This is a genomic window from Streptomyces sp. TLI_185 (genome assembly GCF_003814765.1).
Taxonomy (GTDB): Bacteria; Actinomycetota; Actinomycetes; order Streptomycetales; family Streptomycetaceae; genus Streptomyces.
The window spans coordinates 10,252,918-10,278,755 of the sequence record NZ_RKRB01000001.1 but is presented as its reverse complement, the minus strand read 5'-3'; the positions used below and the strand labels follow the sequence as shown (position 1 = coordinate 10,278,755).

The window sequence follows — 25,838 nt, the reverse complement described above, 5'->3', positions numbered from 1 at the left end:
GAAGCGGCCCGATGATCTAGCTGCCCAGCGCACCTCCCGTGGCCTGTCTGCAGTCTCGGCAGATTTCGGGATGTGCCCCAGCACGAGAAGCGGCCCCGACCGGGCGATAAGCCCAGGTCAGAGCCCGGAAGGCAGACGAGTCGGGCTGTACGCCGGGGTCAGCCCGGCAGGTCCGCCTTGGAGATCCGGCCGTGGACGCCTTTGACGATGTCCACCACCTGGGAGACATGGAAGTCGGCCGCCGCGCTGAGGTAGGCGAGGCCGACCGGGCCGGGGATGCCGAACCGGTCTGTCAGCAGCGTCAGCGCGTCGCGTACGGCGTTGCGCAGGGCCTCGTCGAGGTCGTGGTCCAGGCCCAGGACGATGTGCTCGGTCGCGGTTTCCGCGAAGGGGGCACGCAGGCGGGCGGCCAGAGAGCGGGTGGCCGGGTCGCTGTGGACAGTGAGGCGGAGCGTGGCGCGCAGCGGGGCTTCGAAGGCGGTGAGGGCGACTTCGCCGTCGCCCTGGGAGAAGTGCGGGTCGCCGACGTAGAAGAGGGCGTCGGGGACTTGGACGGGGAGGAAGAGGCGGGCGCCGGTGCCGAGGTGGCGGACGTCGATGTTCCCGCCGTGCGGGCCCGGTGGGACGGAGTGGACGGCGGATTCGGTGGCCGGAGCGACCCCCATGATGCCGAGGAAGGGCCGGAGCGGGAAGGCGAGTTGGCGGCCGTCACCGACCGGGAGACGGCCCCGGCCGTCTTCCGCGACCGTCGCGACGAAGCTGGCAGGCCGGCCTGCGGGGGTCTGCGGGTATTCGCCGGGCAGGGCGCCCTTGCCGTGCCGGTTGCTGATCACGCCGTACGGCGCACGGCGGTGCAGCGTGAGGATCTCGGCCTCCAGGACGTCGCCGGGCCGTGCACCGTGCAGGGCCACGGGGCCGGTGACGATGTGCGGGCCCTGTGTCTGCGGCAGGTGTTCGCGTGCGGAGGCGGCCAGTTCGACGGTGTCGTACAGCAGATCGCTCGTCGGGATGCCGGCCGCGCCGAAGAAGGCGGCCGGGTCGCGGCCCTGGTCTTCGAGGATGCCCTCATGGCTGATGGTGTCGAAGGTGACGGTCTCGCCCGAGCGGATGGTCAGCGCCGGTTTCGCGGTGGCGTTGGGCAGCAGACCCCAGTGCACCCGGGCAGGGTCGGCGGGGAGGTAGTGGTCGCCGTCGAGGGGGCCGGCTCCGGGCTGGAGGAGCTTCACTCCAGGACCTCCTTCAGCGCCTCCTGCAGGGCTTCGGCGGTGAGGGTGAAGCCGAAGCACTGGCGGACGTTGTAGAGCGTGGCGTCCATGCAGTACGCGGGTGAGGTGGTGGCCACCGCGTCCTGGACCATGAGGACGTCGTAGCCGAGGTTCGCGGCGTCCATGAGGGTGGCCAGGACGCACTGGTCGGCGTTGACGCCGGTGAACAGCAGGGTGTCGACGCGCAGGTTGCGCAGCACGCTGTCCAGGACGGTGTCCTGGAAGCCGCTCATCCGGTACTTCGAGACGTGGAGGTCACCGTCCGCCGTGGCCAGCCCCGCGACGATCGCGGCCGAGGGGCTGTCCTGCTCCAGCACCCGGCCGCCCGGCAGCGGGGCACCTATGCCGACGCCAGTGCCTTCGGGGTCGTAGACGTGCAGCACGCCGGGCGGGAGGTTGGCCCGGTCGGGGCGGTTGCCCCAGTTGAGCCAGATGACGGGAACGCCGGCGGCGCGCAGCGCCGGCAGCAGGCCGGCGAGGACGGGGATCGGGGCGCGGGCGGGGGTCACGTCCACGCCGATGGAGGCAAGCCAGCCGTCGGGTGCGCAGAAGTCGTTCTGCATGTCGACGACGATCAGGGCGGTGGCGGCGAGGTCGGCGGTCACCCGCTGCGGCAGCGCCTCGACGGTGACCGGGCGCGGTTCACGGTGCGGGCGGGCGAGGACGACGCTCGCGCCGTCGACTCTCCAGGCGTTGCGGGGGTTGGGCCCGATCAGGCCCTGGGCCTCAGGCATGTGCGGGGCTCCTCCATCCGGTGGTGAGGTCCAGCAGGGCGCGGTCGGTCCCCCGGCCGCCCAGCGCGCACAGGCCCACGGGCAGCGACCGCACCCGCAGCAGCGGGGCGACGACCGCCGGCAGCCCGGCCAGTGAGGCGAGGCAGGTCAGGCGGAGGGTGGCGGCGCGTACGGCCTCCACCTCCTCGGGCGGGGCGTCGGCGAGGGGGGCCGGGCCGCTCGTGGCGGGCAGCAGCAGGGCGGTGCCGGGCGGGAGTACGGCGTCCAGCACCGTCCGCGCGTCCGCCAGGGTCCGTTCCGCCTGCGCCCGTTCGGCCTCGGTCACCCGGCGGCCGTTGTCGAAGCGTGCGGCGACGTCCGGGGCGAGCGCGTCCGGGTGTGCGGTGATCCAGGGGCCGTGCTGCCGCCAGGCCTCGGCGGCCTGGACCGTGCGGAAGGCGGCGAACCAGTCGTCCAGGTGCTCGGCCACCCCGGTGGCTGTTGTCGTCACAGGCGGGAGCAACGCGCGGCAGGCGGCCTTGAAGGAGGCGCGGACCTCGGGTTCGGCGAGTGCCATCAGTTCCTCGTCCACCACGAGTTCGGTGACCGGCACGGGTGTCCCGGCGGCGGTCAGCAGTGCTTCGGCCGCTGTCTTCAGCAGGGCGGGGTCGCGGGCCAGAAGTCCTGCGGTGTCGAAGGAGGGCGCCAGGGCCAGCAGGCCTGCGGCGGGCGTTGTCCCGTGCGTGGGCCGCCAGCCGTACAGGCCGCAGTAGGAGGCGGGGACGCGGATCGATCCGGCCGTGTCGGTGGCCAGCGCCAGGTCCGCCCAGCCGCGAGCCACGGCGGCGGCCGGGCCGCTGCTGGAGCCGCCGGTGATCCGGCCGGGTGCGGCGGGGTTGACGGGGGTTCCGTAGTGCGCGTTGGTCCCGGCGAGGCTGAAGGCGAGTTCGTCGGTCTGGGCGATGCCGGTGAGTTCGGCACCCGCCTCCAGCAGGCGTCGTACGGCCTCCGCGTGGGCCTCTTCGGTACGGGCCTGCGCCAGCCACATCGGGTTTCCGGCGCCGACGCGCTGTCCCGCCACGGCGAACAGGTCCTTCACGGCGAGGCGGACGTGCGCCAGCGGGCCCTTCCCGGTGGACGCCACCAGCGGGCCGGCCACCCGCCACACCGCCGGATCCGGGCGGTCGTCCGGCGCGGGTGCGGACACGGCGCTGACGTGCGCGGCGGCGATCCGCCACCCGGCGTCGGTGTGTTGCCACACCTGGGTCTGCAGCCCGCGCGTTGCGTCCGGCCGCCGCGTCTCGGCCGTGACGACCGCGACCTGCGGTGCCGGACGGACCACGTGCACCCGCTCGACCACCCGCGCCGGAGCCCCGCCCCTGCCCCGCCGGAAGTCGGCGATGGCGGCGTGGCCCACCAGCACGGTGTCGCCCTCGGCGCGCAGGGTGTCCGGTGCGTCCAGGAACCAGTGGTCCAGGGCCGCCACGTCGTTGGCGGCCAGGGCCCGTTCGTATGCCCAGAAGGCGTCGAGAAGATCCACGGTCACGATGTTCCCGCGCGCAGCACGGCCAGGTCCTGCTCGTCCAGCGTGGCGAGCGGCCCGCGTTCGATGAGGTCGGCGAAGCCTTCGTCGGGAGACATCACGGTGAGGGTGTAGAGGCGTTCGGTGGCGGAGGTGTTGACGATGCGGTGCTTGGAGCCGGTGGGCAGGACCAGGACGTCACCGGGGGCGAGGTCGCGCTCGTGCTCGTCGCTGGCGGCACGGCCGTGGCCGGCGAGCACGACGAAGGTCTCGACGGACTCGGGGTGCCAGTTCAGGGGCTGGGCGCCGCCCGGTTCCCACACCTCGAAGACGACGGTGGTGGGCGAGCCGTCCCGGGGGCCGGTGAGGACGGCGAGCTTGACGGTGTCGCCGGCGGTGATGTGGTGGGCGCTGATGTCGCGCAGCGGTGTGTGCAGCGGGGGGTTGGCCATGGCGGGCTCCCTAGGAGGACACGGGGCGGTCGGGCCTGAAGCGCGCGCATTCGCGCAGGGCGGCGGCGGCCGCGGCGATGGAGGCGTCGAGGAGTTTGCGGCCGAGTTCCGGGGTGGCGCCGGTGGGGTCGCCGACGACGCCGGTACCGGTGCCGAAGTCGTCGCTGGTCCAGCCGAAGGAGACGGACTTGCCGAAGCCGATGTGCTCGTAGGCGGTGAGGTGTTCGGGGACGGCGCGGCGGGCCTGGCTCATGTCGACCAGGTCCGGGCGGAGATGGAGCATGGCGGAGGTCTCCTTCAGGCCGCCGTGCACGCCCATGCCGAGTTCCGTGGCCGGGGAGGCGCCGCCCTGGTCGGCGGGGAGCGAGGCGTGCAGCAGGAAGGTGCGCAGGCCGTGGCGGGTGCGCAGTTCGCGCAGGGCGACGCCGAGCAGGGCGCTGTTGCCGCCGTGCGCGTTGAGGAAGGCGAGCCGTCGCACGGGTCCGGCGGCCAGGGAGCGGCCGATGTCGTCGACGACGGACAGCAGGGTGCGGGCGGTGAGCCACAACGTGCCCGCGGACCAGGCGTGTTCGTCGGACTTGGTGTAGGCGAGGCCCGGCAGCAGCGTGATGTCGCAGCTCTCCCCCGCCAGCCGGGCGGCGCCTTCGGCGACGGCCTCGGCCATGTAGTGGTCGGTGGCGACCGGCAGATGGGGCCCGTGCTGTTCGATCGCGCCGACGGGCAGCACGGCGACGGTGTCCGCGCCGAACCGTTCGATCTCCGGGCCGCTGAGGTCGATGAAGCGGGTGAAGGTCACGGCGTCTCCTGCGAAGGGGCGGGAATCTTGCCGGGGTTGAGCAGGCGGAGCGGGTCGGCGGTGCGGGCCGTCTCCCGGACCAGGTCCAGTCGGCGGTCCACGTACCAGTTGTGCGGGCTGTGCACGCCGACACCCAGGGCTTCGAGGGCGGTGATGCCGTCGTAGACGCTCTGCTCGCCCTGGTAGCGGGCCATGAGCATGCCGACGGTGCCCGAGCGCATGCCTTCCAGGTGGAGCAGGGTGTCCGGGAAGACCTGCTTGATCTCGGTGGTGTCGCCGAGCAGGACGTCGCCGCGGATCTCCAGGTGGAACCAGCCCTCTTCGGCCTTCATCAGGTGGTAAGTGGGGTGGTTGAAGGACAGCGAGCTGATCAGGGCGGGGCCGTCCGGGGCGGGCCGCACGTCGAGGACTTCTCCGCCGTACGACCGGACGATCGCCCGTGCCTGGTCGGCGGCCTCCTCCTCGATGATCGCGCGCAGGTTCAGGGCCGTGGGGGCCAGTGCGGGGTCGGGCGGGTAGACGCGGACGAGACCGGCCTCGTCCAGCGAGGCCAGGCGCGGTGCCGGTTCGAGGTGGACGAGTGCGTCGAGGGCGGCGGTGGCGGAGGTCCAGTCGGTGAAGGCGGCGAACAACCCCGTCCAGGTGCGGGCCCGTTGGAGCCGTACGGTGGCGGTGGTGATGATGCCGGTGGTGCCGTAGGCGTGGATGTACGGCAGCGCGTCCGCGTCCTGGACGGTGAAGGGGGTGGCGTCGGCCGTGCAGGGCGTGACCGTCAACTCCTGTACGAAACCATCACTGTTGGTCTTGTGGACGAGGGAGCCGGTGCCGCCGCTGCCGCCGGAGAGGAAGCCGCCGAGCGTGGTGCCGAAGGTGGACGGGAACATCCACAGCTCCTGGCCGAGGGTGCGGGCGTGCGCCTCCAGGTCGGACATCTTCGCCCCGGCCTCGGCGCGGATCCAGCCGTCGCCCGCCTCCAGGACGCGGCCGCAGCCGGTGAGGTCGAGCACGGCACCGTCATGCAGCGGGATCGCCTGGCCGTAGTTGCCGGTGCCCTTGCCGCGCGGAGTGAGGGTGATGCGGTGCTGGTGGGCCAGGGCGAGGAGACCGGGGATCTGCTCGTGCGCGGTGGGGCGCAGGACGGCCTCGGCGTGGCCCGCGGGGAGTTTCGCCGCGAGGATGGGCGACATGTGGGCCCAGTCGCAGGAGGCCTTCTCCCGTGCGGCGGGGTCGCGGAGCACGCCGTCGGGGCCGAGGAGTGCGGCGGCTTCGGCGCAGAACTCCTCGATGCCGGGCGTGGGCTGACGCCCCGTCACGCCGGGGGCGGGCCCGCTGTTCGGGTCGGCGACGAGTTCGGTGCGGGCGGTCAGGTCGGTGGTCGTCATCACTTCAGTCCGATCGAGGGGTCGGTGAACTCGTCGGTCGCCAGGTCCTGCGCCGTCAGACCCGGTTTGACCTTGGCGCCGCTCTGCTCGACGAGCGGGGTGAAGGTCTTCAGGACCGACGCGACGCGCTTCATGTCGAAGCCGCCGACGCTGCCGTCGGACTCGTTGCCGAGGATGCCGAGCTTGACCATCTGCTGCGCGGCGTAGGCGCCGGTGCCCTCGGAGTAGACCCAGCCGGTGTTGTACTGCTGCACCAGGTCGCTGATGAGTTTGACGGTGCTCGACGGCTCGGCCGCGAAGTCGGCGGCGGACTGCTGCAGGACGGGGACGAGTTTCTTCAGGCAGGGGCTCAGCGACGCCAGTTCGCCGCTGCGCACGGACAGGGACTCCGGGTAGACGGTGAAGCCGACGTCGGACAGGAGCTGGTACTTGATGGGCTTCTTCCAGGCGGCCACCTCGTGCTGGTAGATGTACGGCTCGGCGGTGGCGAAGCCCTGCTGGGCGATGTCGGGGTTGGCGACGAAGCGGGCGGGCGCGCCGTCGTAACTCCCGTCCAGCTGACTCTTCTTGATCAGTCCCTTGGAGACCAGCAGCGAGGCGTAGGTGCTGCCGTTCACGTAGACGACCTTGGCGTTCGTCTTGCCGATGTCGGCGATCGACTTCCAGTCGGGGTGGGTCGCGGGGTCCCACATCAGGACCTGCGGGCTCTTCTTCATCAGCGCCGCCACGGCCGTGACCGGCTGCTTGGCGGACGCCGCGATGGCCACGTCGGTGGTGACCGTGCCGAGGGTGATGCTCTTGTCGACGTACATCTGCGAGGGGACGCTCTGGTATCCGATGGCGGAGCCGCCGGCCCTGATCTGGATGTCGACGCCGGTGTCCTTGCCGCCGATGACCAGCGGGCCGGTGACCCGCTTCTTGTCGCTGTCGACGCTGTAGCCGGGGCCGACGAGGTGGTAGAGGGGGCCGTGTTCGGCCTCGGGCTCCCAGTCGACCTGGACGACGACCGTCTTCGGACAGACGCCGGCCAGGCGCTGGGCGGCGGGGGCGGACGGGAGCTTGTCGGCGGAACCGGTGGCGGCGGTGGAACCACCGCCGCAAGCGGTGACGGACACCAGGAGGATTGCGGAGGAAACGCCCGCGACGGCGACGCGTCCGGCGGATGTGGGCATGGCTGAACTCCCTGAGGGACGGGGGGAGATGAGGGAAGGGCGGGGAGGCGGGTCTACGGACGGTCGGCCGAGGCGTGCCAGGAGCCGACGGCGAGCCGGGCGATGAGGGTGAACAGGGCGAAGACCGCGACGCCGAAGAGGGAGGCGAGGATGATCGCCGCGAAGAGGTCCTCGGACTGCAGCCGGGAGCGGTAGACGTCGAGCAGGGTCCCGATGCCGGGTTCGCCCTGCTTGAAGAACATGTCGCCGACGATCGCGCCGATCACGGACAGGCCGGAGGAGGTGCGCAGGCCGGTGAAGATCGAGGGAAGGGCGGCGGGCAGTTCGAGTTTGCGCAGGCGGGCCCAGCGGCTCGCCCGCTGGAGGGTGAACAGGTCGTGGTGGGTGCGGTCGACCGACTGGATGCCGAACAAGGTGTTGGCGATCATCGGGAAGAGGGCGATCAGGACGCACACGACCACCCGGCTGGTGAAGCCGAAGCCGAACCAGAGGCCGATCAGCGGCACGATCGCGAGGATCGGCACGGTCTGGAGGATGACCGCGTACGGGTACAGGGAGCGTTCCAGCCAGCGGGCCCTGCTCATCAGCACCGCCACCGTCACGCCCAGCGCGGAGGCGATGAGCAGGCCGACGAGCGCGACCTGGGCGGTGAGCCACAATGCCCGCAGCATCGGCTCCAGGTGGGTCCAGTCGAGGAACGACACGGTGAGGACCTGGTCGGGCGGCGGGACGAGGAAACGCCGGGCGGGGCTGAGCAGCAGATAGCTCGCGGCGTACCAGATGCCGATGGCCGCGCCGAGCGATCCGAGCGGGGTGAGCACCGCGGCGGGCCGGATGCGGCGCCGACGTGTCGGCGGCGCCGGTTCGGTCGTCGTCACATCCGTCGCGGGGACGGTCACTTCGGCGCGGGCAGTGATGTCGGCGCTCACTGGAAACCTCCTCGCAGAGCCGCGGAGACCTCGCCGGCGATGCGGCCGAACTCGGGGTCGTAGCGCAGCTCGGCCGGACGGGGATGGGGGAAGGGGACCTCGAAGGAGGCGGTGATGCGGCCGGGCCGCGCCGACATCACCACGACCCGGCTCGCCAGGAAGACGGCCTCGGTCACCGAGTGGGTGATGAACAGCGCGGCGAAGCCGGTCTCGGCGTAGATGCGCTGGAGTTCTTCCTGCATGCGCAGGCGGGTCATCTCGTCCAGGGCGCCGAAGGGTTCGTCGAACAGGAACAGGGACGGCCGGGTCATGAGGGCGCGGGCCAGGGAGACCCGCATGCGCATGCCGCCGGACAGCTGTCCCGGCAGCTGCTTCTCGGCGCCTTCCAGCCCCACCAGCCGCAGGGCGTCCAGGGCTCGTGCGCGGCGGTCGGCCTTCGCCGTCCCGGCGAGTTCGGCGGGCAGTTCGACGTTGGCGAGGACGGTGCGCCAGGGCAGCAGGGTCGGGTCCTGGAAGACGTAGCCGACCGAGTCAGCGGGGGCGTGGACCGTGCCGCCGGTGGCGGTGTCCAGGCCGGAGGCGAGGCGGAGCAGGGTGGACTTGCCGCAGCCCGAGGGGCCGACGACGGCGACGAACTCGCCCGGAGCGATGGAGAGTTCGAGTCCGGTGAGGGCGGTGGTCCCGCTGGCGAAGTGCTTGTCGACGCTGTCGAATCGCAGCGTCGCGTCGAGCGTCTCCTCGGCGGTGGTCGGCACATCAGCTCCCTTCAGTGCCAAAAGCAGGAATGTTGATAGCATGAACATTGATTGTTTCCGGCCAGTGTCCTGGCCGTATCTGTTCGCCGAAACGGTCCCGTTCAGCGCGGGCGGCCCGGTTCAGAAGAGCTCGCGGACCACCGATGTACGGCTCACGAGCCGCCCGCCCGCGAAGACGAGCCGCTCGGGGCAGGACGCACCGAGCACCTCCGACACGGACCGTGCGCGCACCGCCAGGAGGTCGGCCACAGCACCCTCGTACGGCCCCGCCACCGGGAGCCCGACGACCGCGCGGGCGCCCGCGGTGACCGCGTGCAGCGCCTCGCCCGGGGTGAGATGACCGGCCGTGACCAGCAGGGACGCGGTCTCCAGGGGATCCGCCCGGCCCACGGGGTTGAACGGGTCGCGGACGTTGTCGCCACCGGCCGCGACCGGCACGCCCGCGTCCAGCAGCGCACGCACCGCGGTCAGCCCGCGCGGAGTGCTCGACGGGCGGCCGCGCCCCTGGAGGTAGAGGTTCGTCAGCGGGAGGGTGACCACGCCGATCCCGGCGGCGGCGACCTCCTTGGCGGTGCGCGCCGCCTCGTCCGGCGCCACCGCGCCCAGGCTGACGCAGTGGCTCGCGGTGACACCGAGGGCGAAGCCCTGCTCGCGGACGGCCCGGGCAAGCAGGCGCAGATCCCCCGCGCCCGGGTCGAGGGTCTCGTCGGCGTGCAGGTCGACGCCGACGTGGTGCTCGGCGGCGATGCGCAGGGTGCGGCGCACGGACGCCGCGGGGTCGGTGGACAGGTGCGGGCAGTCGCCCAGCAGGTCCGCGCCGAGGTCGAGGGCCTCGTGCAGGAGGTCCTCCGGCGCGTCGACGTGCAGGACGGCGATCTGGAGCCGCACGCGTCCCCGGAGTTGCCTGCGCAGCCGCAGCAGGGCACGCAGACCTCGCAGCGGATCGCCTCCCGCGGTGAGGAGGTCCACGTGGGTCCTGATCGCCGTCACGCCGTTCGCGCACAGTTCGTCGACCGTCGTCGCGGCCCGCCGGAAGACGTCGTCCTCGGTGACCCGCACGGCGTACGCACGCCAGGCGTCGATGGCGGCGTGCAGGTCGCCCGACGGGGCGCCCGCCAGGTCCCAGGTCAGGGCCTTGTCCAGGTGGGCGTGCGGTTCGGCACCGGCGGGGAGCAGCAGCCAGCCGCTCAGGTCGAGTTCGTCCGCGGCGGGAGGAAGCACACCGGGCGGGGCCACCTGGGCGACGCGCCCGCTGCCCGGATCGAGGAGGACGTCACGCACCGCTCCCCCGGGCACCTGCGCCCCGCGCAGCAGCAGAGTGGGCATGTCAGCGCTCCGTTCCGTGCGGCGCGGTGAGCACCGCGAAACCGTCGAAGTCGTGACGGCGTACGGGGGCGCCGAACATGTCGGTGGAAGCGTACGGGCGGGTGTGGCCGTCCCGTACGGCCGCGAAGGCGCCGGCGACCCGGGCCACGAAGTCCGCCGACTCCCGGTGCCGCAGGTTGTGGCCCAGCAGCGCGGTGGTGACGGGCAGTTCGGCGAGTCGACGGGTCGAGGCGGCGAAGGCGCTCACGTCGGCGCCTGGCACATGGGCGAAGAAGGTGCCGCTGATGAGGGTGTCACCGGCCAGCAGCAGCCCGGTCTGCGGCTCCCACAGGCAGATGCCGTCCGGTGAGTGCCCGGGGGTGTGCAGAACCTGGAGGCTGCGGCCGCCCAGGTCGAGGACGTCTCCCTCACGCAGCAGCCGGGTGGGGCGTACGGCCTCGATCCGCCAGCCGGCCAGGTCGGGGACCGGCCGCACCTCGACGCGGGAGTCGGTCAGGAAGAACCCGCCGACGTCCAGGGCATGGAACTCCTCGTACCGTTTCCTCAGGTCGTGCGCGACGTGCCCGTAGGCTTCCAGCCACTCGTGCGGAGCGGGATCCGTGTGGAGTGCGGCTCCCTCGACATGTACGGCGATGTCCTCGGCGTGCGCGACAAGGGAGGCGTTGCCGCCGCGGTGGTCGAAGTGGTGGTGCGAGTTGACGACCAGCAGCGGCAGCTGGGTCAGCCGGCGAACTTGCTCGCCGATGTCGGCGATGCCCATGCCCGTGTCGTAGAGCAGAGCCATGTCGTCGCCGAGCACGAGATAGCTGTTGACGTGGCCGGGCTCGGCGATCACGAAGGCGCCCGGCCCGGTCTCGGCCACCTGGAACCAGGCGGGGCCACTCACGCGGCGCCGAGCGCGTGGTAGCGCCGGTCGTGGTGCACGAGGGCGGTTGGTCCGCCGGTTCCGGTCACCACGTCGTCGACGGCCGCGACGATCAAGTGGTGGTCGCCGGCCGGGAGGTCGCGCACGACGCGGCACAGCACCGCGTACGAGCTGTGCGCGAGCAGCAGCGGCAGCCCGCCGTGCTCCTCGGCCGACCACTCCAGGTCCGCGAACCGATCCCCGGTGCGGTCGGCGAATCGCCGGGAGACGTGTTCGCCCCCGGAGTGCAGGATGTTCAGCGCGAACCTGCGGCCGTCGAGCAGCGCGGGCAGCGAACGGCCGCTGCGGCCCACCCCGATGGCGAGCAGCTGCGGCGCGCGGCTCAGGCTCATCACGGCGGTGCTGGTGAAGCCCACCGGGCGCCCTTCGGCCGTCAGGGCGGTGACGACGCACACGCCCCCGGCGAGGGCTGCCATGGCGTCGAGGAAGACGGAATCCGGCGGGGAGACGACGGAACGGTCGGAGGTGGCCGCGGCCATGAGGGCTCCCTGAAGCTAGAATGTTCGTGCCATCAACATTCAGCGTAGGGGCCGGGTGTTTCACGGGCGTAAACCCTCTCGCGGCACTCCCCCGGCCCCTCCCGGCCCGCCGCGCCCGACCCTTTAGGATTCCTGCCATGCCGGCCCAACCCGCCCACAGCACGTCGCCCGCCACCGGGGACACCGACGCACTGCTGCGCGCCGAACTCGGCGGCGCGATCCGGAAGTTGCGCAAGGAGCGAGGCCTGACCCTCGTCCAGCTCGCCGAGCGTGCCGCGCTGTCCCATCCGTTCCTCAGCCAGCTGGAGCGCGGGCTCACCCGCCCGAGCATGCCGTCCCTGCACCGCATCGCCCGCGCCCTCGGCACCACCCAGCAGGCCCTCATGGCCACGGCGGCGGTGCCGCGTCCCGACGCCCCCGCCGGTTCGGCCCACGTCGTACGCTCGGGCGAGGGCCTGAACGTGGCCAGGTCCGGCGGCACGGCGCGCATGCTCGGCGCCCCCGCCTTCTCCGTGCACCCCGTCGAGCACATCGGTGCGCCAGAACGGTTCGAGGAGTACTACGACCACCCCGGCGACGAGTTCGTCTACGTCGTGGCAGGCGAAATCGAGATCGAACTGCGGGGCGCCGACGGGCCCGAATCCCACGTACTCCGCCCGGGAGACAGCATCTGCTACCCGGGAGCCACTCCGCACCGCTGGCGCGCGGTCGGCGACGGCTCTCTGGTGCGGCTCCTCACCGTGCAGAACGCGACACAGTCCGACCATCACTCCTGAGCCGACCGCCGAGCGTCCGGCCGGCGCTTCCCCGCGAACACGTGGAGGCGATGGTTGTGGCCGAACGGCCGCTTGAGACTTTGATGCTCACTGGCACCGAGCCCATCACTCGAGATGTTGAAGCTCATGACTCTCAGCAGCTGCCGCTCCACGTGTCCCTCGTCTGATTCTGTCGCATCATCGCGGCGAGGCGCCGCACATCAATGACGTCGAACGGGACGTGGCCGCATCGGCAGCCGCCCACCACTTCCTCCAAGGCATTGCCTCGGTCCCGGTGCCCACAAGCTCGGTGGCCGTGGCCTCCCCTTTGCAGTCGGCCAGGGTGCGGCCCCGTCAATGAAGCGCGTTTCCGCTGCAGTTGGCACGCCCCCGGTCGTTGCCGCACCCCCGGCCCACTCCTTCCTCCCGGCTCGCAGCTCACGGCTCGGACCGGTTACGTCAGTGGCATGACGCTGTAACAGTCCTGACGGAGGCTCATGGCGACGCACCTCCGGTCTCCTCAGCAACTCGCCCCCCACGTGACCGGGTTGACCGAACGACCGCTCCCCGGACGGCGCGTGCCCGCCGGGGTTCGGACGAGGAGGAATTGATGGCTGCAGAGCAATCCCCCGCTTCCCGTCGCAACTTCCTGAGATCCGTAGGCGCCGCGGGCGGTGCCGGAGTGCTGTACTCGGCGATGGGCGCACTCGGGCTCGCCCCGGTGCCCGACGTGCGGGCGGACGAGTACCGCCCGCCCCAGCGAAGCGACTTCGCGCTCACGGGCCGCGCCGGGAAGAAGGTGCTCGTGCTGGGCGGCGGCATAGCCGGCCTGGCGACGGCGTACGAGCTGGGCAAGGCCGGTTACGACTGCCGGATCCTGGAGGCGAACGAGCGTCCCGGGGGCCGCAACTGGACGGTCCGCGGCGGCACGAAACTGACCGACCTCGACGGGCGCACGCAGACGGCGTCGTTCACCCAAGGCCAGTACATGAACGCGGGCCCGGCCCGGCTGCCGCAGTCCCACGTCACTCTCGAGTACTGCCGCGAACTCGGCGTCGAACTCCAGGTGTTCACCAACCAGAACGCCAACGCGTACATCTACCACGAGAGCAGTGCCGCCCTCGCGGGCAAGCCCATGCGCTGGCGCACGGCGAAGGCCGACGTCTACGGCTACATCTCCGAACTGCTCGCCAAGGCCACCGACCAGGGCGCGCTTGACGCACGGCTCACCGCGCAGGACAAGGAACGACTGATCGCCTTCCTGCAGAGCTTCGGCGCCATCAAAGGCAAGGCCGACGGCTACGCCTACACCGGCACCGACCGGCGAGGCTACTCCGTCGAACCGGGCGCGGCCTTCGAGGAGGGCACGGTCCTCGGCCCGGTGCCATCGTTGTCGGACGTCGTCGCCAGCGGCGTGGGGCAGCGCTTCGCCTTCGAATTCGGCTACGACCAGGCCATGTTGATGTTCCAGCCGGTGGGCGGCATGGACGCGATCCCGTACGCCCTGGCCAAGGCGGTCGGCCGGCACCGCATCACCTATGACGCCACAGTGCTGGAGGTCAAGGACCTGCCGGACGGCGCCGAGGTCACCTACAAGGACACCGGCGGCCGCAACCGCACCCAGCGCGCCGACTTCGTCGTCGCCGCCATGCCACCGATGGTCATGGCCCGCCTCAAGCACAATCTGGGGGCCGACATCACCGCCGCGCTGAAGTACGCCGTCCCGACGCCGGTCGGCAAGGTCGGGCTCGAGTACCGCAGCCGCTGGTGGGAGACGGACGAGCACATCTACGGTGGCATCACGCCGACCGACACCGACCTGGCGACCATCTGGTATCCGTCGTACGGCTACCAGGGGCGCCGCGGCACACTCATCGGCTACTACAACTTCGGTGCCAACGCCGTCGCGTACAGCGATCTGCCGCACGCTGAGCGCGTCGCGCGGGCGGTGAGCCGGGGTGTGAAGATCCACGGTGACAAGTACCGCACCGAACTCGATCACTCCTTCAGCGTGGCCTGGCATCGCACGCCTCACATCGAGGCCGGCTGGGTGGGCTGGCCCTCGCAAACCGGTCCGGAGTACAAGCTGCTCAACCAGCCGGCCGGGCACGTCTACTTTGCCGGCGACTGGCTCAGCCATGTCATCGCCTGGCAGCACGGCGCGTTCACCTCGGCCCGCAAGGTCGTGACCGACATCCACGCAAGGGTGATGGCCGCATGAAGCAACGTACGAGGGTTGTGATCGGTACGGCCCTGACCGCCTCGCTCCTCACCGGCGGCACCGCGCTCGCCGAGGGCAGGGGCTGGTGGCCCGGCTCCAAAGAGGTCCGCGTCATGCTGCCCGAGGGCCAGTCCAACCCGGCCATCGCCACCGGAGTGGTGACCGGCGGTGAGGTGGCGGTCTACCAGAGCAGCGGCCTCGGCCCGACCGCGCTCAACCCGTCCGCGCCGGCAGGCTCACCCGAGCTCTACACCGACCCGGCCCTCACTCAGGGCGCCACGGGAGTCACCGTTACCGAGGCCCAGGCACTCGTCGTCCTGCGCAACATCAAGACCAACCTCGAAGCGGCGGGCCTGACCCTGGCCGACGTCATCACGATGAAGTGCTACCTGATGAAAGCGCCGGGCTCCGACACCGCCGACTACGCGGGCTGGAACCGCGCGTACCGCCAGTACTTCGCCAACATCGACCTCACCTCCAAGGAGGTGGTCCCGGTCCCGATGGGCACCTCCGCCCCCAAGGCTCCGCTGGTCGCCAACAAGGCCCGTCCGGCGCGCGCCACGATGGAGGTCGCGTCACTGGCAGTCAAGGGCTGGCTGGTGGAGGTCGAGGTCACCGCCGCGTACAAGAAGCACTGACGGGCACACGTCCGCAGACCGACTGCAGCCAAGGGCCGGGCCCGCGACCGGGCCCGGCTCCGAAGCGACCTCCCCCCTACCGCCGAGTTCCTTGTCGGCGGCCCGCCCCCAAACGACGGTTCGAGGCCACGCGCGGCGCCCACATGCGCTGCCTCCGCGGCGGCCGACGCAGCGCATCACACGGCGGATGAGCCTTGTCGTCGGGAGAGGGCTACCCTGTGTCGCTCTCGGTCGATCTCGGTGACGACCACCGTGATCTCGTCGCCGACCTGGACGACATCTGATGGGGTCTCCACCGGTGTCCAGGCGAGCTCCCGCAGATGAACCAGTCCCTCGACTCCGTCGGCGACCTGGACGAAGGCGCCGAACGGGATCAGCTTGGTGACCTGGCCAGGCAACTTCTCCCCCACCGCGATGGCGTCGACGAATAGTTGAAAGGGGTCCGGCTGTGTGGCTTTCAAGGACAGTCTGGCCTCCAGGTTCCACGTGTCGAACTGGAGGAACTCGCACGAGACGCGCCGCCCGACCTGCACGACGTCGGAGGCCGCCTCGAAGCGACGCGAGGACAGTTCAGCGAAGGAGATGAACCCGACGCCAGGGAAGACCGAATGGGCCGGTCCGTCGTCCAGCGCCACGAACACACCGAACCGTTCGATCGCTGTGACGGTGCCGGAAAGGATATCGCCGCAGTGCAATGATTCCAGGAATGCCCAGAGTTCTGGCTCCTCAGACGGTCCACCCATCACCGACGACCGCTAAGCCGCTGGTCATCCCCACCCCGCGGTGGCGACATCATCGGGTCGAGGAACAGGTCCCACGGCGCCCACACCGCCGAGTCCAGCAGCTCCGGCGAATCCTCCGTCTCGCCCTGGCCGACGAAGGTTGTCATCTGCTCCTCCAACTCTCCAAACACCCGCGCCGCGCCCACGTGATGCACACGCGCCTGCTCATACAGCTGGGCGGCCGGGGCCGCCCGCGCCCGCTTCCCCCGCGTCACATGAACGATCCGCCAGGTCACCGTCGGGTCCACCTGCTCCAGCAGCGCCGGCAGGTAGTCGCCGCCGTTGTTCGTCTCGATCACCACGCAGTCCAGGGCCTATGCCTCGACCTTGATGCCGTCACCGCCGGCCTCGCCCTCCCCTGGAGTTCAGGCATCGTCGAGGGGCACGTCAACCGCATCAAGACCATCAAGCGACAGATGTACGGCCGAGCCGCGTTCCGCCCCCTCCCTATCCGGATCCTGTTGCGATCACGACCTGGGGATTCACGGAATCGCGGCCTGAACCACTTACACGACCACTGACAGGAAGGAACCGTCGCCGGACCAGACATCACCGCCGATGCCACCGGCCTGACGCTGTTCACGACGGTGCGGCGCGCTGACGAGCCGGGGGGATCCCCGCAGCCGGCATCGTGTTCCTCCCTGACGCGACATCGGTCGTCAGTCGAGGCCTTCGATGATGCGGAAGTCGCGCTCGACGCAGTCAGCAAGTACGGCCAGCGCCTCCTGGTAGGCCGCACTCGCGCGTGCGGCGACCGCCTGTTCGAAGCTGTCGAACTCGATCAGGATGGTGCGCTCGGCGGTTCCGGTGTCGTGTGCGACGACCCGGCTGCCGCGGGAGAGCGTCCGCCCGCCCGCGGCCTTGACGGCTGGACCGGCCAGCTTGTCGTAGACAGCAAGCCTCTCAGGGTCTGCGATGGTGCGGTAGACGCTGACCCAGTAGCCCTTGGCCACGGTACCTCCTGTGTTCGGAATTGATGATCAGAAGCAGGCTCAGATCCATGGCCGGCGCGCGGTGGGTCAGCGAGCCGACGGAGACGGCGTCGAAGTCGGACGGCTTCGATCAACCAGCTGGGGCTGCGATCGGCGCTTGTCCCGGGCCGCCACACCGGAGGAGCTGTTCACCGGCCGGCGGCAAAGCCGCGCGACCAAGCTCGACGCCTACAAGCCCTACCTCGACCTGCGCCGGCAGGAAGGCTGCACCAACGCCTGGAAGCTGTGGGAGGAGATCAGAGAGCAGGGCTACCCGGATGGCTACGGCAACGTCCGCAATTCCGTGAGCAGGACTCTGCGCGGCAAACCCAGCCGGTCGGACCACGGCCGCCATCGGCCCGCGCCGTGACCCGCCGGCTCCTGACCCACGCGGACGCCCTGGTCGAGAGCCACCGGATCCAGCTCAAGGCCGTGCTGGCCAACTGCCCCGGGCTGGACATCTTCGCCCAACACGTGCGGACCTTCGGCCACATGGTCACCGACCTGCAAGGCGACCAACTGCCAGAGTGGATCGAATCAGCCAGACAACAGCATGTGGCCGCACCACAGGAAATGGACCAGAGCCAGCCCCTCGCAAAGTGACACAGCCATGCCGCTGCCCGGACCGGCGAGTCCGGGCAGCGGTGTGCCGTCTGTGGGTCAGGGCGTCAGCTGCCAGCGTGCGATGTATCCGACGTCGATGGATGCCCGGTCCTGCACGCGCAGTTTCCAGGTGCCGTTCAGCGGCTGCGCGGAGGCGTCGACGGTGAAGGTCTGGTCGACGTTGTCGGCAGAGCCGCCGCTGCGGTTGAGCAGGGAGTAGACGGTGCCGTTCGGTCCGACCAGGTCGACAGTCAGGTCACCGCGGTAGGTGTGGACGATGTTGACGTAGACGGAGGTGGTCGCGGAGGCGTTGCCGTCGCGGCCGGTGATGGTCACCGGTGACTCCACGGCAGGCCCGTTGTCCGGTATGTCCACGTGGGTGGCGCTGGCGTAGACGTAGGCGATCCGCCAGCTGAAGGTCTTCGAGACTGACGCTCCCGTGCTGTCGGTGACCCTGACGGTGACATCGCCGGTGCCGAGGGTGGTCGGCGTGCCGGTGATGAGACCGCTCGGGCTGATGCTCAGGCCGTCGGGCAACCCGGTGGCCTCATAGGTCAGAGTGGCTCCGGAGTTGGTGGTGTAGGCGTCCAGCTGGAGGCTCACCGCCTGGCCGATGCCGCTGGTCTGGTCGGCGATCGGAGCGAGGTTGACCCCGAGTGCGATGCGGTTGCCGACGTTGATCGCCGCCCAGGCGTCGGCGACGGCGAGGTAGGTCGGACTGTAGACGCCGTAGAGGTCGGCGGCGGCCGACAGGGTGGCGGTGCGGGCGCCGGCGTAGTTGGTGGTCGAGGTCATGTACGTCGTCAGGGCGCGGTACCAGATGGCGGCGGCGTTCTGGATGCCGATGCCCGTGACCGACTGACCGTCGTAGGTCGGGCTGTCGTATGAGACGCCGTTGACGGTCTTGGCGCCGCTGCCCTCGGAGAGCAGGTAGAAGAAGTGGTTGGCGGGGCCCGAGGAGTAGTGGACGTCGAGTCCGCCGAGGGAGGGGCTCCAACTGTCGGCGGAGGCACCGTCCTTGGAGGGCTTGTCCATGTACCGCAGCGGGGTGCCGTCGCCGTTGATGTCGATCTTCTCGCCGACCAGGTAGTCGCCCGGGTCGGCCGGGAGGTTCTCGTAGAACTCCACGGCGGCGGCGAAGATGTCGGAGGTCGCCTCATTCAGGCCGCCGGACTCGCCCGAGTAGTTCAGGCCGGCCGTGGCCGCGGTGACACCGTGGCTCATCTCGTGGGCCGCGACATCCAGCGCGGTCAGCGGGTGGTTGTTGCCCGAGCCGTCGCCGTAGGTCATGCAGAAGCAGGAGTCCTGCCAGAAGGCGTTGACGTAGTTGCTGCCGTAGTGGGCGCGACTGTAGGCGGCGACACCGTCATTGCGGATCCCGTTTCGGCCGTACACCTGTTTGTAGTAGTCCCAGGTGGCCGCCGCGCCGAACGCGACGTCCACGCCGGCGGTCTGACGGTTCGACGGAAGGCCGTCGCCCCAGACATCGTTGTCGTCCGTGAAAAGGGTGCCGGTCCCCGACGTGCCCTGATTGAGGTCGTACGTCTTGTGTCCCGCGCGGTCGGGGTCGGTGAGCTGATACGTCGATCCCGACTGGGTCGTGCCCAGCGGGACCGTGCCGACGTACTGGCCGGTGCCGGTGCCGGTGTCCACCTTCTCGGCGGCCAAGAGCTGTTTGCCGGTGGTGGCGTCGGAGACGACCTGCAACTCACTGGGAGTGCCGTCCCGTTGGACGCCTTCGACGACGCTCTCCCAGGCCAGGACGGGCTTTCCGGAACCGGACCAGATCACCAAGCGGGGCTTCCGCTCGACCTCGGAGCCCTTGACCCGGGCGCGCTTCGAGGCTGCCTCGGCCTTGTCTGCGGCGGCGGCTGAGCGGATCCTCGGACTGAGCGAGGGCACGGCAAGGGTCGCCCGGCTCGCCCTGGTGACGGTGGTGCGACCGCTGCTGTCGTGGACGACGAGATCGCCACCGCGGACGGGCAGGCCGGCGTAGGTGCGCTCGTAACGGGTGTGCGTGGTGCCGTCGGCGTCAGTGATGACGTCCTTGACGACAAGTTTCTCCTTGACGCCGAGGCCGATACGGCGTGCGGTGTCGGCGGCCGAGCTCTGGGCGTGCTTCAGCAGAGCGGTGCGGCGGGCGGGCGTCAGGGACGCCGGCAGGGCACCGACCCGGGGCTTGGCGGTGATTTTCGCGGGGCTCGGGCCGGCAGGGGCGGCGGTGGCGTGGCCGGGAAGGGTCAGGGCGAGTAGAGATCCCAGGGAACTGAGAGCAACGGCGGCGGCGCGTCTGCGCCGGGCAAGGGTGCGGTCTCGCAGGGGCAACGGTTTCTCCTTCGATATGACGGCCCATGGGGGCCGCGGGCGGCACAGAGCGGCAGAGGGCGCCGGTCTGGAGGCTGCACGGCATGCGGGTGGAAGGAGGTGGGGGGTGAGGGCGGGGCTCGGGGTGACGCTGCGGGTGCACCGCGTGGTGAATCTGTCAAGGAATGGTGAACTTCCTGCAGAAGAGTGACACCGCACAGCTGACCTGTCATGCGCCGGTCAACCGATCGGCTGGAAATGGCTATGCAGATCAGGCAAATCGGAACGGACGACGCCGGTTTTCGGCCGCACCCGACGCTAGACAGTCGTCATCGTCGCGGATGTCGACGGGCGGAGACCCGCAGGGGGCGTCGACTTCACGTGCCCACACCGCCGCAATCCGCCAGGACCGGCCCCGTAACGCCGAGTGCAGCCAGGAGCATCGCGACCAGCTGACTCGCGGGGGGCTCAGGGCCGCGAACCCCGCGAACCGGGAACTGCGGCGGAACCCTCCGAACCCGAGGAGTAGGCAGCCATGGGCTCCGGCGTCCCGGCAGAGCAGACACACGCGATGTCCGGCGATGCCCAGCCGGCCCATCCGCCGGCCGGGAAGCCGCGCAGGAGGCTTTCGTCTGCACTTCTCTCCAACTCGCCGTGCGTGCGCCGGCGCACCGAATGGACTGACGCAGAGCTCGGCCTGGTGGGTCAGGTGGAATGTCCACACGGCGCTCAGCGCCACCGACGCTCTCGCCGATGAGGTGGTGGGCGGTGAGGGATGATGCCGGATCAGCCAGTCGAGCATGGTCGCCACCGGCCTGGCAGTCTGGTCGCCCTGGTCGGCGTCACCATCGGCGCGGCGCTCATCCTGAACACCGACGACGCGCGTCACCCGGTCACCGGGGCGACCGTCCTGGCCGCTGTCATGCTCGTGCTGGGCGGGCCACTGCTGCCGGCTTCGGCACGCCGCCGCGCCGTACGGACCGTGCGGCAGTCGGGCCTGGGTGATGTAGGCGCAACTGCCGGGCCGGACCGGGCTGCAGAACGGCACGTGCCCTTCGGTGTCCGTGAGGACCATGGACTTCACTGCGTTCTGCTTGGTCTTGCCGGAGACGAATTTATCCCGAGCCTTGCGGCCTGCGGCTGGGCGTCGCGCGCGGATCTCCGTGCCGTCGATGATCCCGGTCCGACCGCCGGCGCCCAGGTGATCGAGGACCGCGGTGAGAGTGCGTAGTCGGATGCCCGGCGCGACGGTGCAGCCCCGTTGCGCGAGCAGGGGCCGCACCTCGCCGATGGCGCGGGTGAGGGTGGAGCGGTCCACGCCGAACCAGCAGGCCAGCACGTCATGTGTGGTGCCGTGGCGCAGACTCACCAGCGTGGCCAGCAGCCGGTCGACGAAGACGAACTTGTGCTTCGCCCCGGCTCCTACGTCCCGTCGCCTCGGCCGAGCCTTCAGACGTGCCTGATACTGCTCATGCCACAAAGGCCCTACTTCAGCAATGAGTTCATCAATCACAGCCGGCGACAGCCCGGTGACCCGGTACTCCGTCACGATCAACTCACGCGCCCCAGCCCCCATCATGCACAGCTCAACGAGCCACCCGAGCACCGAGCCACGGCCAACCGTGCACGAGGTCGTGAGTCGCGAAGAGGGTGCCAGGGGTGGGCGCATGCTGCTGGAGGGCTCTCACACAATCCCCGGCCTTCTGGATTCAGTGCGCGGCCCGTAGGTATTTCAGGACGGCGAGTACACGCCGGTGGTCGTCCGGCGACTGGTGGAGGTTCAGCTTCTGCAGAATCTGCCGGACGTGGGCCTCCAGTGTCTTGGGGCTCATGGACAGCTTTGCGGCGATGGCCGCGTTCGAACGTCCCTCGGCCATGAGTGCCAGGACCTCGAGTTCCCTCGCGGTGAGGCCGGCGAGCGGGCTGGGGTCGCGCGGTCGCCGCATCAGCGTGGTGACGATCGTGGGATCGATGACGCACTCCCCCTCGATCACGCGGCGCAGCCCATCGACGAGCAGGGCAACGTCCGCTACGCGCTCCTTGAGGAGATATCCCAGGTGTTCGGGTGCGCTGCTGATCAGACGCATGGCGTAGTGCACCTCGAGGTACTGCGACAACACCAGTACGCCCATGGAGGGGTGCCTGGAGCGCAGCTGCTGGGCCGCAACCAGGCCTTCGTCGGTGTACGTCGGCGGCATCTTGATGTCCACGATCACCGCGTCGGGTACGACAGAGTCCAGCTTGCGCATCAGCGTGGCGGTGTTGTCAGCGGTCGCCACCACCTCGCAGCCGGCCTCTGCGAGGAGCCGCGCGAGGCCGTCACGGATCAGCATCGAGTCATCAGCGATCACGACCTTCATCGGATATGCCCCCGTTCGCGATCCCCGTCTGACCTCACTGCTTCGGCCGTGATCCTGGCCACGAGCAGCGTCCCGCCGGTGGCATCACCGCCGACAGTGATGCTGCCGCCCAAGGCCTCGACCCGGTCGGCGATGCCGCGCAGGCCCGATCCCCTGGCGTCGGCACCGCCGCGTCCATCGTCGCTCACGCGTACCACGATGTCGCCCGCCTCCGCGACGACCTCCACACTCGCCCGTGTGGCCGCTGCGTGTTTGACGACGTTGGTGAGTGCCTCGGCGCACACGAAGTAGAGGGCTGCCTCGAGCGGAGCCGGCTGCCGGCCGACCCTGACCGTGACACAGACCGGCAGGCCGGCTCGGTCGGCGAGCAGCGGAACCGCTGCGCCCAGTCCGCCGGCGGTGAGACTTTCCGGCCTGATTCCCTGGGCGAACTGGGCGAGTTCGCGCCGGGCGGTGGCCACCTCGGCCAGCACCTCCGGCAGCACGGCACATAGTTCGCCGTCGGCCTCGGCTTCGAGGGCGGCGAGATGGAGCGCTGCCTGGGCAAGATGGTGTTGTGCTGTGGCGGCGAGCTCTGCCTGCAGTGCCTGCCGCTGGGCGTCCGCCACCTCCACGACGCGGCGGCGAGATGCGGCGAGTTCCGCGACACGGGCGCGGATATCCGCCCTCATCCGCGCGTTGGCGACGGTCAGGCGAAGCGCCGCGATGGCTCCGTCGATCAGATCAGGGTCGTCCAGGACCGCAGGGTCATGGATGAGTACGGCGACGGGTTCGCCCTCGTTTTCGACAGCCGTCTTCACCCGCCCCGCCGGGCGCTGGTCGACGTCGAGCGGCCGACCGGCCTCATCGACGTACGCATGCTGCGACGGTACCCAGTAGCCCAGCGTGAGGCCGGGATCGCCCAGTGCCCTGGCCAGTTGGCCCTGCAGTCCCGAGGTGTCCGTGCGCTGGGCGAGCTGCACAAGGAGGTCGGAGACGGTCGCCTCGCTCCAGCGCCCGCAGTACAGGTCCACCGTCAGCCACATCACCACGAGGCAGACCGCGGTGTCGTAGACGAGCAGGACCGCGCGGTCCGCGCCCCACTCCAGGAGCACATTGGCGCTGCCCAGAGCCAGCACGCAGGCGAAGACCAGGGCGCAGGCCAGCGCCGGCCGGCCCGCCCTGCGGGCCGGTCCTGAGGTACGGGCGAAGACGTCGATGGCGGCCGCAACGACCGTCATCGACAGCCCCACGGCCAGCCACGGCGCCGGTACGAAGCCCTCGTAGACGGCCGCCACATACGCGGAGACGACCGCCGCGGCGGTCGACCGCCGGCGCAGCCGCCCGATCGGATAGGTCAGGTGCAGTTGGACCAGCGGCCCGCGGTGCAAAAACACCAGGCCGGGAAAGGCGCTGCCCACAAACCAGCACACCCCGGCCGTGGCCATCAGCGCACCGACGCGACTGCGGCGCCTGCCCGTCCAGGCCACCGCGCCCGACCCGAGGAGCACCACGCCCACCGCGGCGTCGGCCAGGGACAAGATCCGATCCGGCATGGCGCGCTCACCCGGCCAGCGCCAGCAGCGCGGTGCCCGACAGCCTGTCCTTCGGGATGAACCCCCGCGCGGCACTGCGGCTGAGCCGGTCTGTGTACGCCGTCGCATCCCGGCTTGAGGTGAGGACGACCGCGGGCCGCTGCCGCCCGCGTCCGGTCAGGCGCGCGCAGACCTCGAAGCCGTCAAGGTCCGGGAGCACGATGTCCAGCAGCACGATCTGGGGGTCCAGTCGTTCGGCCGCGTACAGGGCCGATGCGCCGTCCGCGGCCTCTCCGACCACGTCGAAGCCCTCCGCCTCCAGCAGTGCCCTGGCAAAAGCACGGAAGCCTGCGTGATCGTCCACGATCAGAAGCGTCGGGGCCACCGTCCGATGGTGACAGCGTGGAGGGCGGCCGTACATCAGGGCTGCCCCCGATGCACGGCCGGGCCGGCGTGGGGCCCGCTCAATGGGCCACCGCCGTGCTGACCCAGGGCTGCTGGGATCCGCCGAAGGTCACCACATAGCCGGCGCAGTCCGGGCAGTCGCTCATGTCGAAGTTGTCGAAGGTGAGATGCCCTGCGTCGAGGTGGAAGGTGGCGTTGAAGGTGACCAGTCCGTCGAGATGGATCCGGTCGCGGAACGTCTGGTAGGGCCACCGCTCGGTCTCACCGTTGGGGTCGGTCTTGGTGAGGATGCCGTTGTTGAAGGTCAGGGTCCAAGTACCGTTCGGTGGGCGCTCGGGCCAGGTGTCATATCCCGGCCAATGGCGCCAGTCGCTCTCGGTCATGGTGCGGGTCCACTGCCCTTGAAGAGGGCCGGCAGCGGTGGACTTGGCGGGGCACGAGACGGTATCGGGTCCGACACCGGTCGTCTCCTTGAGGAATTGGATCTGCGCGAGCCAGTTGGCCGTCCGTTTGTCGTTGCGCAGCCTGGCGTAGACCGGCTGCACGGCCGACCTCATGGCTTTGACGTCCGAGGCGGACGCCGACGGCAGCTTCATTCCCATCCTGCACAGGGTGGGAGCGGATTCCCGGTCCTCGGCCCGGGAGGCATCCACCGCCTGCGTGATGGTCTGTTTGAGCGCGTCGGCGAGGATCTCGCGCTGCCGGGCGGACAGCCTGTTGTGGGCTGCCTTGCCCATCACGACCACCAGGGCGCGCGGCCACAGGCCGATGTTTCCGGTCACGTACTTGGCATCGCTCTCGTGGTGGCGGCCGACGACCGCGCCGAGCTGCATCTGTATGCCGCCGAACGGGCTCAGGTCGACGCCGGGGGGCGCCTGGACGGGAGTGGCGCCCCAGGCCCGCAGGCTTTCGTCCATCAGGGCCGAATCCTGACTGGCGATCTTCTCATCCTTGAGGGCATCCGGATTCACCATGGGCTTGCGGGTACCCACCAGGCGCGCCACGGGGCCCGGCAGGACGCCGATGCCGACGAGACCGGCCTTGCGTACGCCGCCGAGCATCTGGGCCGGGATGCCGGCCTCGAACACCTTCGCCTCCAGCTCGTAGCTGTCCACCAACATGGGTGCCAGCAGCGCCTGGAAGTCCGTGATGCCGACCCGGTCGAAGGCGCGGGCCCCCACCCAGGCCATGTCGGCCTTGCCCTTGCGGATGTCGTCGAGCGTCGGCACCTCGGGGCGGGCCTGCCCTTCGCGCCACTCGTCCCGGAACCTGATCCTGATGGTCCCCTTGGACATCTGCTCGACACGCTTGGCCCAGGCCACCAACTGCGGCGGCTCAACGGATCCGCCGGGATTGGCGAGGGTGAGGACGGTGGGCTCGGCGCCGGCATGCCCTCCGGCGCGGTCGGATCCCGTAGCCGAGCATCCCGACGAGACCAGCACCAAAGCCACAACTGCCGCCGTGGCGGCCCACGTTCCCCGTTTCTGCCGTTTCACAGGGGCACCTCCCATCGATGCCCACGACGTTACGATCGTGCCCGGAGCGGGACATCGGGGCCAACCCCGCGGC

General features: G+C 70.4%; 26 protein-coding genes and 2 pseudogenes. 6 read left to right on the top strand and 22 right to left on the bottom strand.

Features of this window, described 5'->3' with window-relative positions:
- Window positions 1-158: 158 nt before the first annotated feature.
- The 12 genes from EDD92_RS47325 to EDD92_RS47270 all read right to left on the bottom strand — a co-directional run bounded on the left by EDD92_RS47325 (window position 159) and on the right by EDD92_RS47270 (window position 11,716).
- Entirely contained in the window at window positions 159-1,226 is a 1,068-nt protein-coding gene (locus tag EDD92_RS47325; RefSeq protein ID WP_123970026.1) for an acetamidase/formamidase family protein, read from the bottom strand.
- Window positions 1,223-1,999, bottom strand: coding sequence for a cysteine hydrolase family protein (locus tag EDD92_RS47320; RefSeq protein WP_123970025.1), 777 nt, complete (start codon window positions 1,997-1,999; stop codon window positions 1,223-1,225). The genes EDD92_RS47325 and EDD92_RS47320 overlap by 4 nt, the downstream gene beginning before the upstream one ends.
- Window positions 1,992-3,518: an amidase gene (locus tag EDD92_RS47315; RefSeq protein WP_221268220.1), complete on the bottom strand. Its 1,527-nt coding sequence runs from the start codon at window positions 3,516-3,518 to the stop codon at window positions 1,992-1,994. Before EDD92_RS47315 ends, EDD92_RS47320 begins: the two co-directional genes overlap by 8 nt.
- 2 nt (window positions 3,519-3,520) lie before the next feature.
- Window positions 3,521-3,952, bottom strand: a complete 432-nt coding sequence (locus tag EDD92_RS47310; RefSeq protein WP_123970023.1) for a cupin domain-containing protein — start codon at window positions 3,950-3,952, stop codon at window positions 3,521-3,523.
- Window positions 3,953-3,962: 10 nt separating this feature from the next.
- Entirely contained in the window at window positions 3,963-4,748 is a 786-nt protein-coding gene (locus EDD92_RS47305; protein WP_123970022.1) for a creatininase family protein, read from the bottom strand.
- A complete protein-coding gene (locus tag EDD92_RS47300) occupies window positions 4,745-6,130 on the bottom strand; it encodes an FAD-binding oxidoreductase (RefSeq protein ID WP_123970021.1) in 1,386 nt (461 codons plus the stop codon). Before EDD92_RS47300 ends, EDD92_RS47305 begins: the two co-directional genes overlap by 4 nt.
- Window positions 6,130-7,302, bottom strand: a complete 1,173-nt coding sequence (locus EDD92_RS47295; RefSeq protein ID WP_123970020.1) for an ABC transporter substrate-binding protein — start codon at window positions 7,300-7,302, stop codon at window positions 6,130-6,132. Before EDD92_RS47295 ends, EDD92_RS47300 begins: the two co-directional genes overlap by 1 nt.
- A gap of 53 nt (window positions 7,303-7,355) precedes the next feature.
- Complete coding sequence (locus EDD92_RS47290) at window positions 7,356-8,231, bottom strand: ABC transporter permease (protein WP_123970019.1); 876 nt, start codon at window positions 8,229-8,231, stop codon at window positions 7,356-7,358.
- Window positions 8,228-8,986 (bottom strand): ABC transporter ATP-binding protein, encoded by a 759-nt coding sequence (locus EDD92_RS47285; RefSeq protein ID WP_260327239.1) that lies wholly within the window; start codon window positions 8,984-8,986, stop codon window positions 8,228-8,230. Before EDD92_RS47285 ends, EDD92_RS47290 begins: the two co-directional genes overlap by 4 nt.
- A 120-nt stretch (window positions 8,987-9,106) precedes the next feature.
- Window positions 9,107-10,312, bottom strand: a complete 1,206-nt coding sequence (locus EDD92_RS47280) for an amidohydrolase family protein (RefSeq protein ID WP_123970017.1) — start codon at window positions 10,310-10,312, stop codon at window positions 9,107-9,109.
- A 1-nt stretch (window position 10,313) separates the two neighbouring features.
- Window positions 10,314-11,198, bottom strand: a complete 885-nt coding sequence (locus EDD92_RS47275; RefSeq protein ID WP_123970016.1) for an MBL fold metallo-hydrolase — start codon at window positions 11,196-11,198, stop codon at window positions 10,314-10,316.
- Window positions 11,195-11,716 (bottom strand): flavin reductase family protein, encoded by a 522-nt coding sequence (locus EDD92_RS47270; protein ID WP_123970015.1) that lies wholly within the window; start codon window positions 11,714-11,716, stop codon window positions 11,195-11,197. Before EDD92_RS47270 ends, EDD92_RS47275 begins: the two co-directional genes overlap by 4 nt.
- 137 nt (window positions 11,717-11,853) lie before the next feature.
- Here EDD92_RS47270 and EDD92_RS47265 point away from each other — a divergent pair, with 137 nt between their 5' ends.
- Window positions 11,854-12,492, top strand: coding sequence for a helix-turn-helix domain-containing protein (locus EDD92_RS47265; protein ID WP_123970014.1), 639 nt, complete (start codon window positions 11,854-11,856; stop codon window positions 12,490-12,492).
- Window positions 12,493-12,524: 32 nt separating this feature from the next.
- Here EDD92_RS47265 and EDD92_RS51880 read toward each other — a convergent pair.
- Window positions 12,525-12,620: pseudogene (locus EDD92_RS51880) on the bottom strand (deaminase); the annotation flags it as partial.
- Between the two features lie 461 nt (window positions 12,621-13,081).
- Between EDD92_RS51880 and EDD92_RS47255 the strand changes: the two are divergent.
- Together EDD92_RS47255 and EDD92_RS47250 are read left to right on the top strand one after the other, a co-directional pair.
- Window positions 13,082-14,692 carry a flavin monoamine oxidase family protein gene (locus tag EDD92_RS47255; RefSeq protein ID WP_123970013.1) on the top strand — a complete coding sequence of 537 codons (1,611 nt, stop codon included), beginning with the start codon at window positions 13,082-13,084 and terminating at the stop codon, window positions 14,690-14,692.
- Window positions 14,689-15,330, top strand: a complete 642-nt coding sequence (locus EDD92_RS47250; protein ID WP_123970012.1) for a Rid family hydrolase — start codon at window positions 14,689-14,691, stop codon at window positions 15,328-15,330. The genes EDD92_RS47255 and EDD92_RS47250 overlap by 4 nt, the downstream gene beginning before the upstream one ends.
- A gap of 176 nt (window positions 15,331-15,506) precedes the next feature.
- On the opposite strand, the gene EDD92_RS47245 is transcribed toward EDD92_RS47250, so the two are convergent.
- Together EDD92_RS47245 and EDD92_RS50320 are read right to left on the bottom strand one after the other, a co-directional pair.
- On the bottom strand, window positions 15,507-16,073 hold the full coding sequence (locus EDD92_RS47245) for a S1 RNA-binding domain-containing protein (RefSeq protein ID WP_123970877.1): 567 nt from the start codon (window positions 16,071-16,073) through the stop codon (window positions 15,507-15,509).
- Complete coding sequence (locus EDD92_RS50320) at window positions 16,073-16,414, bottom strand: hypothetical protein (protein WP_260327238.1); 342 nt, start codon at window positions 16,412-16,414, stop codon at window positions 16,073-16,075. The genes EDD92_RS47245 and EDD92_RS50320 overlap by 1 nt, the downstream gene beginning before the upstream one ends.
- Before the next feature lie 9 nt (window positions 16,415-16,423).
- Between EDD92_RS50320 and EDD92_RS47240 the strand changes: the two are divergent.
- Window positions 16,424-16,633 (top strand): annotated as a pseudogene (locus tag EDD92_RS47240) (hypothetical protein); the annotation flags it as partial.
- 138 nt (window positions 16,634-16,771) lie between these two features.
- Here EDD92_RS47240 and EDD92_RS47235 read toward each other — a convergent pair.
- Window positions 16,772-17,065, bottom strand: a complete 294-nt coding sequence (locus EDD92_RS47235; protein ID WP_123970011.1) for a DUF1330 domain-containing protein — start codon at window positions 17,063-17,065, stop codon at window positions 16,772-16,774.
- Between the two features lie 136 nt (window positions 17,066-17,201).
- Between EDD92_RS47235 and EDD92_RS47230 the strand changes: the two genes are divergently transcribed.
- Together EDD92_RS47230 and EDD92_RS47225 are read left to right on the top strand one after the other, a co-directional pair.
- Window positions 17,202-17,453, top strand: coding sequence for a hypothetical protein (locus EDD92_RS47230; protein ID WP_123970010.1), 252 nt, complete (start codon window positions 17,202-17,204; stop codon window positions 17,451-17,453).
- Window positions 17,450-17,686 (top strand): hypothetical protein, encoded by a 237-nt coding sequence (locus EDD92_RS47225; RefSeq protein ID WP_123970009.1) that lies wholly within the window; start codon window positions 17,450-17,452, stop codon window positions 17,684-17,686. The genes EDD92_RS47230 and EDD92_RS47225 overlap by 4 nt, the downstream gene beginning before the upstream one ends.
- Before the next feature lie 57 nt (window positions 17,687-17,743).
- Here EDD92_RS47225 and EDD92_RS47220 read toward each other — a convergent pair whose 3' ends face one another.
- The 6 genes from EDD92_RS47220 to EDD92_RS47195 form a co-directional block, all read right to left on the bottom strand.
- Window positions 17,744-20,011: a M4 family metallopeptidase gene (locus tag EDD92_RS47220; RefSeq protein ID WP_123970008.1), complete on the bottom strand. Its 2,268-nt coding sequence runs from the start codon at window positions 20,009-20,011 to the stop codon at window positions 17,744-17,746.
- Between the two features lie 250 nt (window positions 20,012-20,261).
- Window positions 20,262-21,539 (bottom strand): transposase, encoded by a 1,278-nt coding sequence (locus EDD92_RS51875; protein ID WP_260327393.1) that lies wholly within the window; start codon window positions 21,537-21,539, stop codon window positions 20,262-20,264.
- A 160-nt stretch (window positions 21,540-21,699) separates the two neighbouring features.
- Window positions 21,700-22,350 carry a response regulator transcription factor gene (locus EDD92_RS47210; protein WP_123970007.1) on the bottom strand — a complete coding sequence of 217 codons (651 nt, stop codon included), beginning with the start codon at window positions 22,348-22,350 and terminating at the stop codon, window positions 21,700-21,702.
- Window positions 22,347-23,885 carry a sensor histidine kinase gene (locus EDD92_RS47205; protein WP_123970006.1) on the bottom strand — a complete coding sequence of 513 codons (1,539 nt, stop codon included), beginning with the start codon at window positions 23,883-23,885 and terminating at the stop codon, window positions 22,347-22,349. Before EDD92_RS47205 ends, EDD92_RS47210 begins: the two co-directional genes overlap by 4 nt.
- Before the next feature lie 7 nt (window positions 23,886-23,892).
- Entirely contained in the window at window positions 23,893-24,228 is a 336-nt protein-coding gene (locus EDD92_RS47200; RefSeq protein ID WP_260327237.1) for a response regulator transcription factor, read from the bottom strand.
- A 100-nt stretch (window positions 24,229-24,328) separates the two neighbouring features.
- Entirely contained in the window at window positions 24,329-25,765 is a 1,437-nt protein-coding gene (locus EDD92_RS47195) for a TRAP transporter substrate-binding protein (protein ID WP_185124357.1), read from the bottom strand.
- Window positions 25,766-25,838 lie beyond the last annotated feature (73 nt).